Source organism: Frigoribacterium sp. CFBP 8754, assembly GCF_014841815.1.
Classification (GTDB): Bacteria; Actinomycetota; Actinomycetes; order Actinomycetales; family Microbacteriaceae; genus Frigoribacterium; species Frigoribacterium endophyticum.
The window spans coordinates 102,497-117,469 of the sequence record NZ_JACYUO010000003.1 but is presented as its reverse complement, the minus strand read 5'-3'; the positions used below and the strand labels follow the sequence as shown (position 1 = coordinate 117,469).

The window sequence follows — 14,973 nt, the reverse complement described above, 5'->3', positions numbered from 1 at the left end:
GGGGGCTATAGCTCAGGCGGTTAGAGCGCTTCGCTGATAACGAAGAGGTCACAGGTTCAAGTCCTGTTAGCCCCACTCCCGTGAGAACCACCGACGGGTTCCCCGGCGCGGTTCACTCCGCCGAACGGGGCCTTAGCTCAGTTGGTAGAGCGCCTGCTTTGCAAGCAGGATGTCAGGAGTTCGATTCTCCTAGGCTCCACGAAAAATGGGTCTATCCCTGCTCGTTCCCCTTCGGGGAACTTGCGGGGATTTTTCGTTCGTGCTTGTTGGCTGCGCCGCCGCTCCTGCGGCGCAGCACCGTGCGGGACCAGCTCCCGAAGGGGGAGGCGCAACGTCGCTTCGCTCGTTGCGGGGGACGTCGCTTCGCTCGTCGCCGCGGGTGACGACGCTTCGCTCGTCACCTGCCGGATGACGTCGCTTCGCTCGTCATCTGACGGGCGGCGTCGCTTCGCTCGTCGGGGGGGGGCGGGAGGCGACGCGGCTCGGCTCGCGGTGGCGGAAAGCGAGAGAGATCCGGGGGATGAGGCCCCGGTAGTGCGGGTTCAGCCGCATCCGCGGGGCGATCTCTCTCAAATTAGGAGGTCGGAGGGGACGACGGGGACTCGGGGGCCGGGCTCGGAGCCGCGGACGGGAGCGGGGGACGTTGCTTCGCTCGTCGACCGGGGGTGGACGTGCGAGAGGGCCCGCTCCGGGGGGAGCGGGCCCTCTCGGGGGTGGTGCGAGGTGCTGGGGCGGCTAGGCCTTGGTGTCGGCGTCGTCGTCGGCGACCCAGAGCTCGTCGTCGGCACGGAGGGTCTGCACGGCGGCGAAGACGATGCCGCCGAGGGCGACCACGCCGAGACCGATCAGCAGCACGCCGCCGACGCCGGGGCCCGACTTCTTCTTCGAGGGCACGTACTTGGCCGCGACCTTCGAACCCTGCTTCTTGGCGTTCTTGACGGCCTTCTTCACCTTGGGGTCGTTGACCAGGTCGAGGCCCGAGAGGTAGGAGGCGACGGCCGGGTACACGTCGTGCTTCCAGCGGTCCTGCGCGACGGCCGCGGCGTGCGAGCTCGCGGCGAGGCCGGAGGAGACGGCCGGGCGGACGTTCGCGTCGACGGCGCCCTTGACGCGCGGCACGACGGTCTTGTTGGCGTACTTCACGCCGTGGTCACGGGCGTCGCCGATGACCTTGCCGGCGTGGCCGAGGACCTCACGCTGCTCCGACCACACGTCGACCGCGTGCTTCTTGAACTTCTTCAGTTCTTTCTTCTGCTTGCGTGACAGGGCCACAGTGTTCCTCCAACGACTAGTAGGCAACGGGTGAGTACGATGCTGGCCTCCCATCCTGGCACGAGGCATCCTGGCAGGTAACACCGCGATCGCTGGGCACCTGCTGGGGGGTCCGGGCCCTGTGGGAGAATGGCGCTCATGTCCACGCACACTGCTGTCGCCACCCTCACGACCAACCTCGGCACGATCAAGGTCGACCTCTTCGGCGACCACGCCCCCAAGACCGTCGCCAACTTCGTCGGCCTCGCCACCGGAACGATCGAGTGGACCCACCCCGCCACGGGCAAGGTCAGCACCGACAAGCTCTACGACGGCGTCGTCTTCCACCGCATCATCAAGGACTTCATGCTCCAGGGCGGCGACCCGCTCGGCCAGGGCGTCGGCGGCCCCGGCTACCAGTTCGACGACGAGATCCACCCCGAGCTGAACTTCAACGCCCCCTACGTCCTCGCCATGGCCAACGCCGGCACCCGCGGCGGCAAGGGCACCAACGGCTCGCAGTTCTTCATCACCACGGTGCCCACCCCCTGGCTGCAGGGCAAGCACACCATCTTCGGCGTCGTCTCCGACGACGAGTCGAAGAAGGTCGTCGACGCGATCGAGGCCGTCAAGACCGACGCCCGCGACAAGCCGATCGACGACGTCGTGCTCGAGAGCGTCACCATCGACGAGGTCTAGGTGACCGACGCTCCCCGGAACGCCGCGAACTACTGCTACCGCCACCCCGACCGGCAGAGCTTCGTGCTCTGCCAGCGGTGCGGGCGCACGATCTGCGGCGAGTGCCAGACCCCGGCCGCGGTCGGCGTGCACTGCCCCGAGTGCGTGCGTGAGGCGCGCGGTTCCGCGCCGCGCGTGAAGCCGGCCGTCGTGACCCGCTTCCGCGGAGCCGCCGCGGCGGGGAAGCCCGTCGTGACGTACAGCATCATGGCCGTCACCGCGGTCGTCTTCCTGCTGCAGCTGCTCACAGGGGTCGGCAACGGCGTCGTGACGCAGGCGCTCGTCTTCTACGCGCCGGTCGAGATCCAGCAGCCCTGGCGCATGGTCACGACGATGTTCGTCCACGGCAGCTTCTGGCACATCCTCTTCAACATGTACTCCCTGTACATCTTCGGAGCGGAGCTCGAACGCCAGCTCGGTCGGGCCCGGTACGCGGCGCTGTACTTCATCGCCGGCATCGGCGGGTCGGCGGCGGTCGCGGTCCTGGCACCGTCCTCGGTGGTGCTGGGCGCCTCCGGTGCGGTCTTCGGCCTCATGGCCGCGTTCTTCGTGATCGCCCGCAGCCTCGGCAGCCGCAGCATCCAGCTGCTGGTGCTCGTGGCGATCAACCTCGCCCTCGGCTTCATCCTGCCGAGCGTCGCCTGGCAGGCCCACGTCGGTGGCCTGATCGCCGGAGGCGCGGTGGCGTTCCTGTACTCCAAGACACGTCACCGGTCGAAGCGCGTCCTGCAGACCGGCGTGCTCGTCGCCCTCGGCGTCGCGGTGGTCGCGATCACCCTGCTCAGGTCGGCGCAGCTGATCGGTCTGCTCTGAGCGTCGAGCGCCGTCCGGGCTCGAACACCTGAACGACAGAAGAGGCGGCTCCCCTGTGGGGAGCCGCCTCTTCTCGGTTCTGGCCGGGCAGTGTGACCGGGACTTTCTCCTCAGTGTTCTCCACAGGGAGTTATCCACAGGCTTATTAACACTGGGGAGAACTACGCAGGGGTAGTTCCGAAGACCCGTTCGAGCAGGCCATGACGCGGAGAGCCCGCGTCAGCGCCAGCGGGTGGTCATGAGGAAGCCGACGAACATGATGCCGAAGCCGATCAAGATGTTCCACGAGCCGAGCGACTGCACGGGCAGCGTGCTCTGGCTGACGTAGAACACCACGATCCAGGCCAGGCCGACGAGCATGAAGCCGAACATGACCGGCTTGAACCAGACCGGGTTCGGCGCCTCGGCGGAGGTGTGAGCCTCGCCGGAGCGGGCCTCGCGGGCGCGGGCGGGCTTCGTCGTGCGGTTCTTGTCAGTGGCCATGGCGCACATACTAGCGTCCCGGGTGCTGGGGGAGCCCTGGTCCCTCCCCAGGTGAACGCCGTGTGACGGCCGCTTTCCCGCACGGGTGCAGCACGTAGGATCGAGCCATGGATGACGACTCCCGCCGGTCCCGTGGCCGACGCCGTGCCGCCGCGGCGAAGCCGCCACGGCCTCGCCGGCCCCGACGGCGCGTCTCGGTCGTGGGGGTCTTCGGCGAGCTGCTGATCACGGCGGGCGTCCTCGTGCTGCTGTTCATCGCGTGGCAGCAGTGGTTCAACGACCTCGTCGTCGCCGACGAGCACCGTGACCAGGCGTCGCAGCTCAGCGAGCAGTTCGAGCAGCAGGCCAGCGCGGCGCCCACGGAGGTGCCCGAGGGCGCCGACCCACCGGTGACGGCCGCGCCGGCCGAGGCGCAGACCTTCGCGAACTTCTACGTGCCCCGCTTCGGCGCCGACTACGCCGTGCCCATCGCCGGCGGCACGAGCACGGTGCGCACGCTCAACAAGATCGGCATCGGCCACTACGACGAGACGCAGATGCCGGGTCAGGTCGGCAACTTCGGCATCGCGGCGCACCGCACGACGTACGGGGCGCCGTTCAACAAGATCGCCGACCTGCAGCCCGGCGACAAGATCTACGTGCAGACGCAGGACGGCTGGTACACGTACACCTTCCGCAACCTGCAGTACGTGCCGGCGACCCAGGTCTCCGTGCTGCAGCCGGTGCCCGACGCACCCGACGTGAGCGCCGCCTCCGGCGAGCGTCTCATCACGCTGACCAGCTGCAACCCGATGTTCACGGCGCAGGAGCGCATCGTGGCGTACGGGGTCTACGATTCGTGGTCGCCCCTCACCGAGGTGCCGGCCGAGCTGGCCGCGGCCGGAGTGGGAGCCTGACGATGTACTCGAGCCTCTGGCGCGTCCTGCCCGGCCCCTGGTGGGTGCGGCTGTTCCTCGTCCTCGTGCTGCTCGCAGCCGCCCTGTACGCCCTCGTCGAGTGGGTCTTCCCGTTCGTGAACGAGATCATCCCCGCCCCCGACGTCACCGTGGAGACCCCGTGACCCGAGTACTCGTCGTCGACAACTACGACAGCTTCGTCTACACCCTGAACGGCTACCTGCAGCAGCTCGGCGCCGAGACCGACGTCGTGCGCAACGACGCCTTCGCCGCCGCCGACGTCGCGGCGCGCATCGCCGACTACGACGCCGTCCTGCTGTCGCCGGGCCCGGGCACGCCGGCCGCGGCCGGCGTCTCGATCGACGTCGTGCACGCGGCGCTCGAGGCCGACCTGCCCCTGCTCGGCGTGTGCCTCGGCCACCAGGCGATCGCCGAGGCGATGGGCGCGACCGTCACCCACGCCGAGGAGCTCATGCACGGCAAGACGTCGCAGGTCAGCCACGACGCGAGCGTGATCTACGACGGCGTGCCGCAGCCCTTCACGGCCACCCGGTACCACTCGCTGGCGGTCGTCGACGAGACCGTGCCGACCGACCTCGAGGTGACCTCGCGGACGGACGGCGGGGTGATCATGGGCCTGCAGCACCGGTCGGCGCCCGTCTACGGCGTGCAGTTCCACCCGGAGTCGGTACTCACCCAGGGCGGTTACCGGATGATCGGCAACTGGCTCGGCGTCGCGGGCCTGCCGGAGGCGGCGGTCACCGCCCGAGGGCTCGACCCGTTGACGGGTCGCCGCTGACCGGAGGGCGCACCCGGCGCACGAGCGTGTTCCGGGCCGCTGGGGCTACTCGGCGCTGCAGATGCCCAGCTGGATCGTCGAGCCCTGCGGCTGGTCGCCCGGCGGCAGGGACTGCGTCGACACGCTCTGGCCGGAGCAGCCGGCGTCGGGGTAGGTGCCGACCACGAGGCCCAGCTCGTCGCCCAGGACGCTCATCGCCGCCGTCACCGACTGACGCGTGACGTCGGGCACCTGCACCAGGCCGTTCGAGACGACGAGGTCGACCGTCGTGCCCTCGGCCACCTGCTCGGCCTCGGCGGGGTCGGCCTCGAGCACCCCCCCCGCGGGGACGTCGGTCGAGTAGTCGGTCGTCTGCGTGCCCTGGGTGAGCCCGGCGCCGGTGACGGCCGCCCAGGCGGCCGCGACGTCGAGCCCCTTCAGGGCCGGGACGGCGACCATTGTCGGCCCCGAGGAGACCTGCAGGGTCACCTCGGTCTCCTCCGGCACCTCCGTGGTGCCCTCGGCCGGGGAGGCGCCGATCACCTCGTCGACCGGGACGGAGTCGCTGGGCACGTCAGCGCGGACGGCCACGAGCCCGACGTCCTCCAGGGCCGCCGCGGCGTCGTCGTAGCTCATGCCCACGACGGCGGGCACGGTCGAGCCCGTGGCCGTCGCGATCTCGGGGGGCTTGATGTTGGCGACCCAGAAGACGACGGCGAGCACGACGATGGCGACGAGCACGATGCCGGCCCAGATCCACGCGACCGGCGGTCGCGTCTGCGTGCGCTGCGGCCGGTCGTTGTCGTCGGAGGAGAGCTCCTTCAGGGCCGCGTCGCTGCCGACCGCGGACAGCGCGTCGACGCCGAACATGGTCGCGTTCGCGTCGTGCACGGGCTGCCGCCGCGCCGGGGCGCGCCCCGCGGCGGCCGCGGCGACGTCGTCACGGAACTCGGCCGCGGTCTGGAACCGCTCGAAGCGGTCCTTCGCCAGGGCGCGGAGCACGACGGCGTCGAGGCCCGGCGAGACCGCCGGAGCGATCGTGCTCGGCGGGACGGGAGCCTCGCTGACGTGCTGGTAGGCGACGGCGACCGGTGACGAGCCCCGGAACGGCGGCCGGCCGGTGAGCAGCTCGAAGAGCATGACCCCGGTCGAGTAGAGGTCGGAGCGGGCGTCGACGGTCTCGCCGCGCGCCTGCTCGGGGCTGAAGTACTGGGCGGTGCCGAGGATCGCCGTCGTCTGTGCGACGGTCGCGGCGGAGTCGGAGATGGCCCGGGCGATGCCGAAGTCCATCACCTTCACCTGGCCCGCGTGGGTGACCATGACGTTGCCGGGCTTGATGTCGCGGTGCACGATGCCGGCGCGGTGCGAGTACTCGAGGGCGGTGAGCACGCCCTCCGTGAGGCGGGCCGCCTCGGCGGGCTCGAGCGGGCCCTCGGCGACGATGTCCTTGAGCAGGCGGCCCTCGACGTACTCCATGATGATGAAGGGCACCTGCACCTCCTGCCCGCGCGCGTCGCGGGCGGACTCCTCGCCGGCGTCGAAGACGCGGACGATGGTGGGGTGGGCCATGCGGGCGGCCGCCTGGGCCTCCTGGCGGAAGCGGGTGCGGAAGGCCGGGTCGAGCGCCAGCGACGGCTTCATCAGCTTGATCGCGACCTTGCGCCCCAGCCGGGCGTCGGTGCCGACGTGGACGTCGGCCATCCCGCCCCGACCGATGAGATCGCCGATCTGATACCGGTTGGCGAGGAGGTGGATTCCCTCTCTCACGCCTTCAACCACGCCCTGCACTCCCGTCGCGACCGCAGGTCGGATCAGCGGTCCTCGCAAGTGTACTTGCCGCCCCGCCCCCCATCCGGGTCGCTCGGTACGCCGGGAGGATGATTGTCAGGGCTTCGTGATGCTCCCGTGACGTGACGACGGCCGCGGCCCCGTGGGGGTCGCGGCCGTCGTGGCGGAGCGGGTGGTCGAGCTCAGCCCTCCGTGCCCGGAGGCGTGCTCGGGCTGGGCGTCTGGACCGGAGCCGCGGCCACCTGGACGGTGACGCCGGCCGAGGGCGGGCTCTGCAGCTCGCCGCAGTTCGCGACGTACGAGACGGTCATGTTGCCGGCGGTGGTCGACTTCACCTGCACCTGTGTCACGTTGGTGCCGAGAGCGCCGCTGGTCGCGCCCGCGGAGTCCGTGCCGCCTCCCGTGATGTTGTACGAGTACCCGGTCAGCGAGTACCCCGACGGGCAGTTCTGGTAGGCCTGCCACGAGACGGTCGACGTCGTCTGCCCGTCCGCCGTGATCGTGGTGGGCGTCGCCGTCGGTGCCGTCGGCTGCGTCGGGGTCGGCGCGGCGCGGTAGATCGACAGCGTGATCGTCGAGCCGATGGTGACGTTGCCCGTCGGGTTCAGGCTCGCGACCGTCCCGACCGCTGCGGCGTCAGGGGCCGGCGTCGAGCTGTCCTGCGAGAGCACGACGAGGTCCAGGTCCTCGAGCTGGGCCCGGGCGTCGTCCTCGGCCAGGCCGACGAAGTCGCTCGAGTCGACCTGGACGGTGGTGGGCGTCGCGCTCGGCGTGGGGGTCGGGGTCGTCGGCTCGGGGGTCGGCGTCGACGAGGTGACGCTCGGCGTCGGCGCGGGCTCCGGGTCGTCGCCGTTGAGGGCGAAGGCCGCGAGGGCGATCACGCCGGCGAGCACGAGCACGCCGAGGACGATGAGCGGCCAGAACCAGGGGCTGCGCTTCTTCTTCTCGTCGTCGTCGAGCTCGTCGCCGCGGAGCGCGTCGGGGTCGGCCGAGCCGGGCACGTACGCCCCGGTCGCGGCGGCGCCGGCGGGCGCGAAGGCGCGCGTGCTGTCGTCCTGAGCGGAGAAGAGCTGGGTGGCGGCCTCGGCGCCGGCGGCGACGCCGATGGCCGGGACGGCGACCGTGGCTGCCGCGACGTCGCCGCGGCGGAGCGCGCGAGCGGCCTGCGCGAGGGCCGACGCGGACGCGGGGCGGTCGGCCGGCTTCTTGGCGATGCAGGAGAGCACCAGGCGACGGACGGGCTCCGGGACGGAGGCCGGGAGGTCCGGCGGCTGCTCGTTGATCTGCGCCATGGCGATGGCGACCTGCGATTCGCCCGTGAAGGGGCGACGGCCGGCGAGGGCCTCGTAGGCGACGATGCCGAGCGAGTAGATGTCGGTGCTCGGCGACGCGGGGTGGCCGCTGGCCTGCTCGGGCGACAGGTACTGGACGGTGCCCATCACCTGGCCGGTGGCCGTCAACGGCACCTGGTCGGCGATGCGGGCGATGCCGAAGTCGGTGATCTTGACGCGCCCGTCGGGCGTGACGAGCAGGTTGCCCGGCTTGATGTCGCGGTGCACGAGGCCGGCCGCGTGGGCGGCCTGGAGGGCCGAGGCGGTCTGCGCGACGATGTCGAGCACCTTGTCGGTGGGGAGCACGCGGTCGCGCTCGAGCACCGTCGACATGGCCTCGCCGGGCACGAGCTCCATCACGAGGTAGGCGCTGCCCTCCTCCTCGCCGTAGTCGAAGACGTTCGCGATGCCCTCGTGGTTGACGAGGGCCGCGTGCCGCGCCTCGGCCCGGAAGCGCTCGAGGAACCCGGGGTCGCCCAGGTACTCGTCCTTCAGGATCTTGATCGCGACCGTGCGGCCGATGACGAGGTCGGTGGCTTCCCAGACCTCGCCCATGCCGCCGATGGCGACGCGGGTCGACAACTGGTATCGCCCACCGAAGGTGATTCCGCCGGAAGGTCTCATCTGTTCAGCACCGCCTCTAGTACTTTCTTCGCGATTGGTGACGCGACACTGTTGCCGAAGGCCGACTGGCCCTGTCCTCCGCCGTTCTCGACGACGACGGCCACCGCGACCTGGGGGTCGACCGCGGGGGCGAAGCCGGTGAACCAGAGCGTGTAGGGGTCGCCCGGGCCGTTCTCCGCCGTGCCGGTCTTGCCGGCCACGTCGACGCCACTGATTCTCGCATTGCTGGCGGCGCCGTCGGCGACGTCCTGCACCATCATGTCGGTCATCGTGGACGCGGTGTCGGCGCTGATCGGCTTGCCGTACTCGGTCGGCGAGAAGTCGCGCACCGGGCTCAGGTCGGGGTTCAGGACGCTCTCGACGAGGGTGGGGTCCATCTGCGTGCCCCCGTTGGCGATCGCCGCCGAGACCATGGCCATCTGGAGCGGCGTGACGCGGTCCGAGCCCTGACCGAACGACTGGAGCATGAGCGAGGCGTCGCTGATGGGGTCGCCGTCCTCGTCGGTGATCGGGAACTGGCTCGGGGTCACGGCCTGCGGGATCGCGATCGAGTCGTCGCCGAAGCCGAACGCCTCCGCCTGCTCCTGCAGGGCGTCGGCGCCGAGCTGCTGGCCGAGCTGCGCCATCGGGATGTTGCACGAGAGGCGCAGGGCCGTCGCCAGCGTCGCGGTCTCGCCGCCGCCGCAGCTGCCGCCCTCGGCGTTGTTGATGTTCGTCGAGGTGCCGGGCAGGGTCAGCGTGGCCGGGTTGGGGAACTCGCTGTCGGGCGTGTAGTCGCCGCTCTCCAGCGCCGCCGCGGTCGTGACCAGCTTGAAGGTCGACCCGGGGGCGTAGAGGTCGCCCTGGATGGCCCGGTTCTGCAGCGGGTCGCCCGGGTCGGCCACGAGCTGGTCGTAGGAGGCCTTGACGGCGTCGCGGTCGTGGCTCGCGAGGAGGTTCGGGTCGTAGCTCTCCTTCGACACCATCGCGAGGATCGCGCCGGTCGAGGGGTCGACGGCGACGACCGCGCCCGAGTTGTCGCCCAGCGCGTCGTACGCGGCCTGCTGCACGGCCGGGTCGATCGTGAGGTTGACCGTGGCGCCCTCAGGGTCCTGCCCGGTGAGCACGGAGTTGACCTGGTCGAAGAACTGGGCGTTCGCGTTGCCGGTGAGGTAGTCGTTCATGGAGTCCTCGATGCCCCGCGACCCCTGGCCCAGCGTGTAGTAGCCGGTGACGGGGGCGTACAGCTCGGCCGACGGGTAGGTGCGCTGGAACTCGTACACGTCGTCGACGGGCACGGACTGCGCGACCGGCTGGCCGTCCACGAGGATCGGCCCGCGCTGCGCCGAGTAGCTCGCGAGCAGCGTGCGGTAGTTGCGGCTGTCCGCCCGCAGCGAGTCGGCCTGGAAGGCCGTGATGTACGTGCTCGAGACGAGCAGTGCGACGAACATCGCCAGCACGACGAAGCTCACGCGTCTCAGTTCCTTGTTCATCAGCCGACCACCAGCCTCGGTTGGGAGCGCACCGAATCGGACAGGCGCAGCAGCAGGGCCACGATGATCCAGTTCGCCACGAGCGACGACCCGCCCGCCGCGAGGAAGGGCGCGGTGAGGCCGGTCAGGGGGATGACGCGGGTGACGCCGCCGAGGACGACGAAGACCTGCAGGGCGATGACGAACGAGACGCCGACGCCGAGCATGCGGCCGAAGTCGTCCTGGCCGACGAAGCCGATGCGGAAGCCCCGCGACACCAGCAGCATGTAGAGCGCGAGGATCGCGAAGATGCCGGCGAGCCCGAGCTCCTCGCCGAGGGCCGCGAAGATGTAGTCGCTCTCGGCCAGCGGGGTCGTCTGCGGGCGGCCCTGGCCGAGGCCGGTGCCGAGCAGGCCGCCGTTCGCGAAGCCGAACAGGCCGGTCACCAGCTGGAACGACCCGCCGTCGGCGTTGTACTCGACCGGGTCGAACGGGTTGAGCCAGGCGGCGAAGCGCCCCTGCACGTAGCCGAGGAAGGTGCTGGCGACGAGGGCCCCGCCGAGGAAGAGCGTGAGGCCGAGCACGATCCAGCTGGCGCGCCCCGTGCCGATGTAGATCATCACGAGGAACAGGCCGAAGTAGAGCAGCGAGGTGCCGAGGTCGCGCTGGAAGATCAGCACGCCCATTGCCACGAGCCAGACGATGAGGATCGGGCCGAGGTCGCGGGCACGGGGGAACCGCATGCCGAGGATCTTCGGGCCCATCAACGAGAGGTTGTCGCGCGCGGTCACGAGGTAGCCGGCGAAGAAGACGGCGAGCGTGATCTTCGCGATCTCGCCGGGCTGGAACGAGAAGGGCCCGAGGTCGATCCAGACGCGGGCGTTGAGGCCCTCACGGCCGATGCCCGGCACCAGCGGCAGCAGCAGCAGCACGATCGAGACGAACATCGCGATGTAGCGGTACCGCGACAGCACGCGGTAGTTGCGGATGACGAGCAGCGCCACCAGGGCGATCGCCATCGCCATGGCCGTCCAGGCGATCTGCTTGATGCCGAGGGCGTCCCACCCGGCGACGCCGCGGGCCAGGTCGAGGCGGTAGATCTCGGCGATGCCGATGCCGTTGAGCGTGAGCGCGATCGGCATGATGAACGGGTCGGCCTCGCGGGCGACGACGCGCAGCACGAGATGGAAGACCAGGGCCAGGCCGAGGATGCTCGAGCCCGACACGAGGACGCTCGGGTCGATCGCCCCCGTGGCCCCCAGCTGGACCAGCACGATCGCGCCGGCACAGATGCCCGCCGCGGCCACGAGCATCAGCAGCTCGAGGTTGCGGAGCCGGGCCGGCTGACGCAGGCGGATGGTGATGGCCTGCGTGAAGTTCTCCGGGGGAGCGGAGGCGGCGGACGAGGTGACGGGCCCGCGGGAGCCTCCCGCGCCTCCTCGGGACTGGCCGATCAGCTCGGTCGACGCGTCGTCACTCGGCGGCATCGGTCAGCCTCTCGACGATGGCGCGCGCGTCGCTGAGCGAGTCGGCGTTGATCGTGTCGCGCACGGTCAGCTGCGTGTAGTTGGGCAGGTCGTCGACCTGCACGGGGGTCTCTTCGTAGACCTCGCTGAGGCTGATCGGGCCGAGGGTCTGCTGAACGCCCTTGTAGATGACGACGCTGCCCTCGCGCTCGCCCACGTAGTAGTGGTCCTGGGTCCACTGGTAGGCCAGCACGAGGCCGGCGGCCAGCGCCCCGACCGCGACGACGAGGGCGACCAGCCAGGTGACGCGACGACGGCGGCGACGACGGCGGTCCTCGGCGATGAGCTCGGCGAGGTACTCGTCGCTCTCGGGCTCGAAGTGGCTGTCCTCCGGCGTGGTCGCGACCTTGAGCGGGTGAAGCAGGATGCTGGGCAGGCGCAGCGACTTGCGCCCGGCCTCGCCCTCGAAGGTGAGGGGCTCGGAGGCCGAGCCGACCGTGACGGCGGGCTCGACCGACGAGTCGCCCGACTCGTCGACGTCGACGACGACGACCGTGACGTTGTCGGGCGCGCCGTGGTCGAGCGTCTCCTTCACCAGGCGACGGCAGGTCTGCTCGGGGTCGAGGCCGGCCGCGAGGGCCTTCTTGATGCGGTCCTCCGCCAGGTAGCTGCTGAGGCCGTCGGAGCAGATCAGCCAGCGGTCGCCCGGCAGCGTGCCGAGGGTCGCGGTGTCGATCTCGGGCGCCGCGTCGACGTCGCCGAGCACGCGCATCAGGACGCTCCTGCGGGGGTGGACCGCCGCCTCCTCGGCCGTGATCCGGCCGCTGTCGACGAGGCGCTGCACGAACGTGTGATCGGCGGTGATCTGGCTGAGCTCGCCCTCGCGCCACAGGTAGATGCGCGAGTCGCCGATGTGCGCGACGGTCATGCTGTCGCCGACGCGCAGCAGCGCGCTGACGGTCGTGCCCATGCCGGTGAGCTCCTGGTGCTCGAAGACCGTCTCGGCGAGCAGCTGGTTCGCGGCGATCAGCGACGACTGCAGCGCGAACTCGGCGTCGCCGGGCGAGGTGTACTGCTTGTCGGTCTCGCGGATGCGGCGGATCGCGATCGCCGAGGCGACGTCGCCCCCCGCGTGCCCGCCCATGCCGTCGGCGACGACGAACAACTGTGTGCCGGCGTAGCCGCTGTCCTGGTTGTTGGACCGGATCTTGCCCACGTGGGACAGAGCGGCGCTCTTGGGGTGCGTCACGGGCGCTACCGTCGCAGCTCGAAGCTCGTCTGCCCGATCGTCACGGTGGCGCCGACCGGCACCGGTGTGGGAACGGTCACTCGCTCGCCCGCGAGGAAGGTGCCGTTCGTGCTGTCGAGGTCCTGCACGACCCAGCGGCCGTTCCAGAGCATCAGACGGGCGTGGTGCGTGGAGGTGTAGTCGTCGCGGATCACGAGGTTGCTCTCCTGCGAGCGACCGATCGTGAGCGGGCCGTCGCCGAGCGGCATCTCGAGGCCGGCCTTGGCGCCCTTCGTGATCACCAGGCGGGACGCGGGGCCGTCACCGGCGGGGGCGGGCCGACCCGCGCCTCCTGCAGGGGCCGGCGTCACCGGTGCTCGCGGAGCCGCGGGTGCCGGAGGCGCGGTGGCGGTCGACTGCGCCTGCCCCGACCCGCCGTCGGTGGGCAGCTTGCGCGCCCGCTGGCCGAAGAGGTCGGAGCGGAGCGCGAACACGATGGCGAAGACGAAGAGCCACAGCACGGCCAGGAAGCCGAACCGGAGGGCGAGGAGGGTGAGCTCGCTGGTCATCGACGGGCCTCCCGGGAGTCGGGCCCGGCGAAGGGGTCGGGCGTCGAGGACAGGGGGAGCACGCGGAACACGATACGCGTACGACCGATCTCGATCGTGGAGTCGGGCAGCAGGGGCGACTTCTTGAGCGGTGCACCGTTGAGCTTCGAGCCGTTCGTCGACCCCAGGTCGCGGACCTGCGCGTGCTGGCCGTCCCACAGGACCTCGACGTGCTGACGGCTCGTGCCGGTGTCGCTCACCGTGATGTCGGCGTCGCTGCCCCGGCCGATGACGGTGCGCTGGCCGACCAGCGGGTGGCGCACCCCGTCGATCTCGACGAACGGACGCCACTTGACCTCGCCGCGGACGGTGCCCGACTCGATCGACATGATGCCGACGCTGAGCGAGTCGTCCTCCTGCAGCCGCACGCTGAGCGGGCCGGCGAAGGCGTAGCCCTGAGCGGTCGCGTGGCGCTGGGTCAGCTGCGTGAGCTCGTCGATCAGGGTCGGGCCGATGGCCGACATCTTCGCGTGGTCGGTCGCCGACAGCCGGACGACGAGGTCGTTGGGCACCAGGATCCGGTCGCGGGAGACGACGGCGGCCTTCGTGTCGAGCTCACGACGCAGGGCGTTCGTGATCTCCAGCGGCTGGACGCCCGAACGGAACGTCTTGGCGAAGGCACCGTTGACGGCGCGCTCCAGCCCACGTTCGAAGTTGTCGAGCAGTCCCATGCGTCTCCAGGTCGGGGGTCACTGGTCGCCCGATCTTAGCCGGGTCGCGTGCGAGGTCGGTGTCGGCCAGCCTGGGGACGCTCATCCGGGCCCCTCCAGCGTGCTAGAGTTGCTGAGTTCGCGCGAGTGGCGGAATTGGCAGACGCGCTGGCTTCAGGTGCCAGTGCTCGAAAGGGCGTGGGGGTTCAAGTCCCCCCTCGCGCACGAACGAGAAAGACCCTCCTCTGGAGGGTCTTTTTCTCGTTCTCAGTGCTTGTCGGCTGCGCCGCCGCCCCTGCGGCGCAGGGGCAGAATGGCTCACCCTCTGGGTGAGCCGTTCTGCGGTGACGCGGGCGGGCGGGTTCGACGGGGTCGGGCGTCCGTGACGGCCCGGACGCGTCGAACTCGCCCGTTGTGGGGCTAGATGCCGTCGACCGCGGCCTTGGCGCGCTGCATCGCGGTCTGGGCGGACTCGTCGTTCGACTGCAGGGAGGTGCGCAGCGTGTTGATGATGGTGCGCACCTCGGTGGCGACGCGGTTCCAGCGTTGCTCCTTGCCCGCGTACTCCTCGCTGGAGCCGTCGGCCTGGTAGTCCGCCATGGCGGTCTTCACGTCGGCGAGCACCGCACGGCCCGCGCCGAGGAGTCGCTGCAGAACGAGTTCGGCCGTCGGTCGCTCGTGGTCATCCCGCGCGACCCGGCGCTCGCCGCGGGCGGCCGTGTACCGCTGAACCGCGTGACGGGCGAGTCGCGGCACGCCCAGGACACGCTGGCGTCGTACCTCCGCGAGCGTCTGACGAGCCACGGGGGAGGCGCGGGCTGAGCGGCCGGGACCGCCGGCCCCGGGCGCGGCGCGCCCCCGGAGGCAC

General features: G+C 70.8%; 16 protein-coding genes and 3 tRNA genes. 9 read left to right on the top strand and 10 right to left on the bottom strand.

Features of this window, described 5'->3' with window-relative positions; genetic code table 11:
- Position 1: 1 nt before the first annotated feature.
- Positions 2 to 75 (top strand) — tRNA-Ile (locus IFT72_RS10995).
- Positions 76 to 126: 51 nt separating this feature from the next.
- A tRNA-Ala gene (locus IFT72_RS10990) sits at positions 127 to 199 on the top strand.
- Between the two features lie 536 nt (positions 200 to 735).
- Here the strand turns inward: IFT72_RS10990 and IFT72_RS10985 are convergent.
- Positions 736 to 1,272: a hypothetical protein gene (locus IFT72_RS10985; RefSeq protein ID WP_056058109.1), complete on the bottom strand. Its 537-nt coding sequence runs from the start codon at positions 1,270 to 1,272 to the stop codon at positions 736 to 738.
- Between the two features lie 138 nt (positions 1,273 to 1,410).
- Here IFT72_RS10985 and IFT72_RS10980 point away from each other — a divergent pair, with 138 nt between their 5' ends.
- Entirely contained in the window at positions 1,411 to 1,950 is a 540-nt protein-coding gene (locus IFT72_RS10980) for a peptidylprolyl isomerase (RefSeq protein WP_056059244.1), read from the top strand.
- Positions 1,951 to 2,802, top strand: a complete 852-nt coding sequence (locus tag IFT72_RS10975; RefSeq protein ID WP_192046449.1) for a rhomboid family intramembrane serine protease — start codon at positions 1,951 to 1,953, stop codon at positions 2,800 to 2,802.
- Positions 2,803 to 3,021: 219 nt separating this feature from the next.
- Here IFT72_RS10975 and IFT72_RS10970 read toward each other — a convergent pair whose 3' ends face one another.
- Entirely contained in the window at positions 3,022 to 3,285 is a 264-nt protein-coding gene (locus IFT72_RS10970; RefSeq protein WP_192046448.1) for a cell division protein CrgA, read from the bottom strand.
- A 107-nt stretch (positions 3,286 to 3,392) separates the two neighbouring features.
- Between IFT72_RS10970 and IFT72_RS10965 the strand changes: the two genes are divergently transcribed.
- Genes IFT72_RS10965 through IFT72_RS10955 form a run of 3 tightly spaced genes read left to right on the top strand, consistent with a single transcriptional unit; the run spans position 3,393 to position 4,980 of the window.
- A complete protein-coding gene (locus tag IFT72_RS10965) occupies positions 3,393 to 4,181 on the top strand; it encodes a class E sortase (protein ID WP_082514651.1) in 789 nt (262 codons plus the stop codon).
- Positions 4,182 to 4,183: 2 nt separating this feature from the next.
- Positions 4,184 to 4,345, top strand: a complete 162-nt coding sequence (locus IFT72_RS10960) for a hypothetical protein (protein WP_185230687.1) — start codon at positions 4,184 to 4,186, stop codon at positions 4,343 to 4,345.
- A complete protein-coding gene (locus IFT72_RS10955; RefSeq protein WP_056058098.1) occupies positions 4,342 to 4,980 on the top strand; it encodes an aminodeoxychorismate/anthranilate synthase component II in 639 nt (212 codons plus the stop codon). Before IFT72_RS10960 ends, IFT72_RS10955 begins: the two co-directional genes overlap by 4 nt.
- 45 nt (positions 4,981 to 5,025) lie before the next feature.
- Here the strand turns inward: IFT72_RS10955 and pknB are convergent, their stop codons facing one another.
- From pknB to IFT72_RS10920, 7 genes are all read right to left on the bottom strand, one after another.
- On the bottom strand, positions 5,026 to 6,726 hold the full coding sequence (gene pknB, locus IFT72_RS10950) for a Stk1 family PASTA domain-containing Ser/Thr kinase (protein WP_219731535.1): 1,701 nt from the start codon (positions 6,724 to 6,726) through the stop codon (positions 5,026 to 5,028).
- Positions 6,727 to 6,929: 203 nt separating this feature from the next.
- On the bottom strand, positions 6,930 to 8,702 hold the full coding sequence (locus IFT72_RS10945) for a protein kinase (protein WP_192046447.1): 1,773 nt from the start codon (positions 8,700 to 8,702) through the stop codon (positions 6,930 to 6,932).
- On the bottom strand, positions 8,699 to 10,174 hold the full coding sequence (locus IFT72_RS10940; protein ID WP_056058092.1) for a penicillin-binding protein 2: 1,476 nt from the start codon (positions 10,172 to 10,174) through the stop codon (positions 8,699 to 8,701). Before IFT72_RS10940 ends, IFT72_RS10945 begins: the two co-directional genes overlap by 4 nt.
- Positions 10,174 to 11,640, bottom strand: a complete 1,467-nt coding sequence (locus IFT72_RS10935) for an FtsW/RodA/SpoVE family cell cycle protein (protein ID WP_192046446.1) — start codon at positions 11,638 to 11,640, stop codon at positions 10,174 to 10,176. Before IFT72_RS10935 ends, IFT72_RS10940 begins: the two co-directional genes overlap by 1 nt.
- The gene (locus IFT72_RS10930; RefSeq protein ID WP_192046445.1) at positions 11,627 to 12,868 is read right to left on the bottom strand and encodes a protein phosphatase 2C domain-containing protein; all 1,242 of its coding nucleotides are present in this window, start codon (positions 12,866 to 12,868) and stop codon (positions 11,627 to 11,629) included. Before IFT72_RS10930 ends, IFT72_RS10935 begins: the two co-directional genes overlap by 14 nt.
- A 5-nt stretch (positions 12,869 to 12,873) precedes the next feature.
- On the bottom strand, positions 12,874 to 13,416 hold the full coding sequence (locus IFT72_RS10925; RefSeq protein WP_056058086.1) for an FHA domain-containing protein: 543 nt from the start codon (positions 13,414 to 13,416) through the stop codon (positions 12,874 to 12,876).
- Positions 13,413 to 14,126: a DUF3662 and FHA domain-containing protein gene (locus IFT72_RS10920; protein WP_056058083.1), complete on the bottom strand. Its 714-nt coding sequence runs from the start codon at positions 14,124 to 14,126 to the stop codon at positions 13,413 to 13,415. The genes IFT72_RS10925 and IFT72_RS10920 overlap by 4 nt, the downstream gene beginning before the upstream one ends.
- 120 nt (positions 14,127 to 14,246) lie before the next feature.
- On the opposite strand from IFT72_RS10920, the gene IFT72_RS10915 reads away from it, so the two are divergent.
- Positions 14,247 to 14,330: transfer RNA gene (locus IFT72_RS10915), tRNA-Leu, on the top strand.
- A 195-nt stretch (positions 14,331 to 14,525) separates the two neighbouring features.
- Here IFT72_RS10915 and IFT72_RS15700 read toward each other — a convergent pair.
- Complete coding sequence (locus IFT72_RS15700; RefSeq protein ID WP_197981446.1) at positions 14,526 to 14,729, bottom strand: hypothetical protein; 204 nt, start codon at positions 14,727 to 14,729, stop codon at positions 14,526 to 14,528.
- A 54-nt stretch (positions 14,730 to 14,783) separates the two neighbouring features.
- On the opposite strand from IFT72_RS15700, the gene IFT72_RS15695 reads away from it, so the two are divergent.
- Positions 14,784 to 14,927, top strand: coding sequence for a hypothetical protein (locus tag IFT72_RS15695; RefSeq protein WP_197981445.1), 144 nt, complete (start codon positions 14,784 to 14,786; stop codon positions 14,925 to 14,927).
- The last annotated feature ends 46 nt before the right edge of the window (positions 14,928 to 14,973 follow it).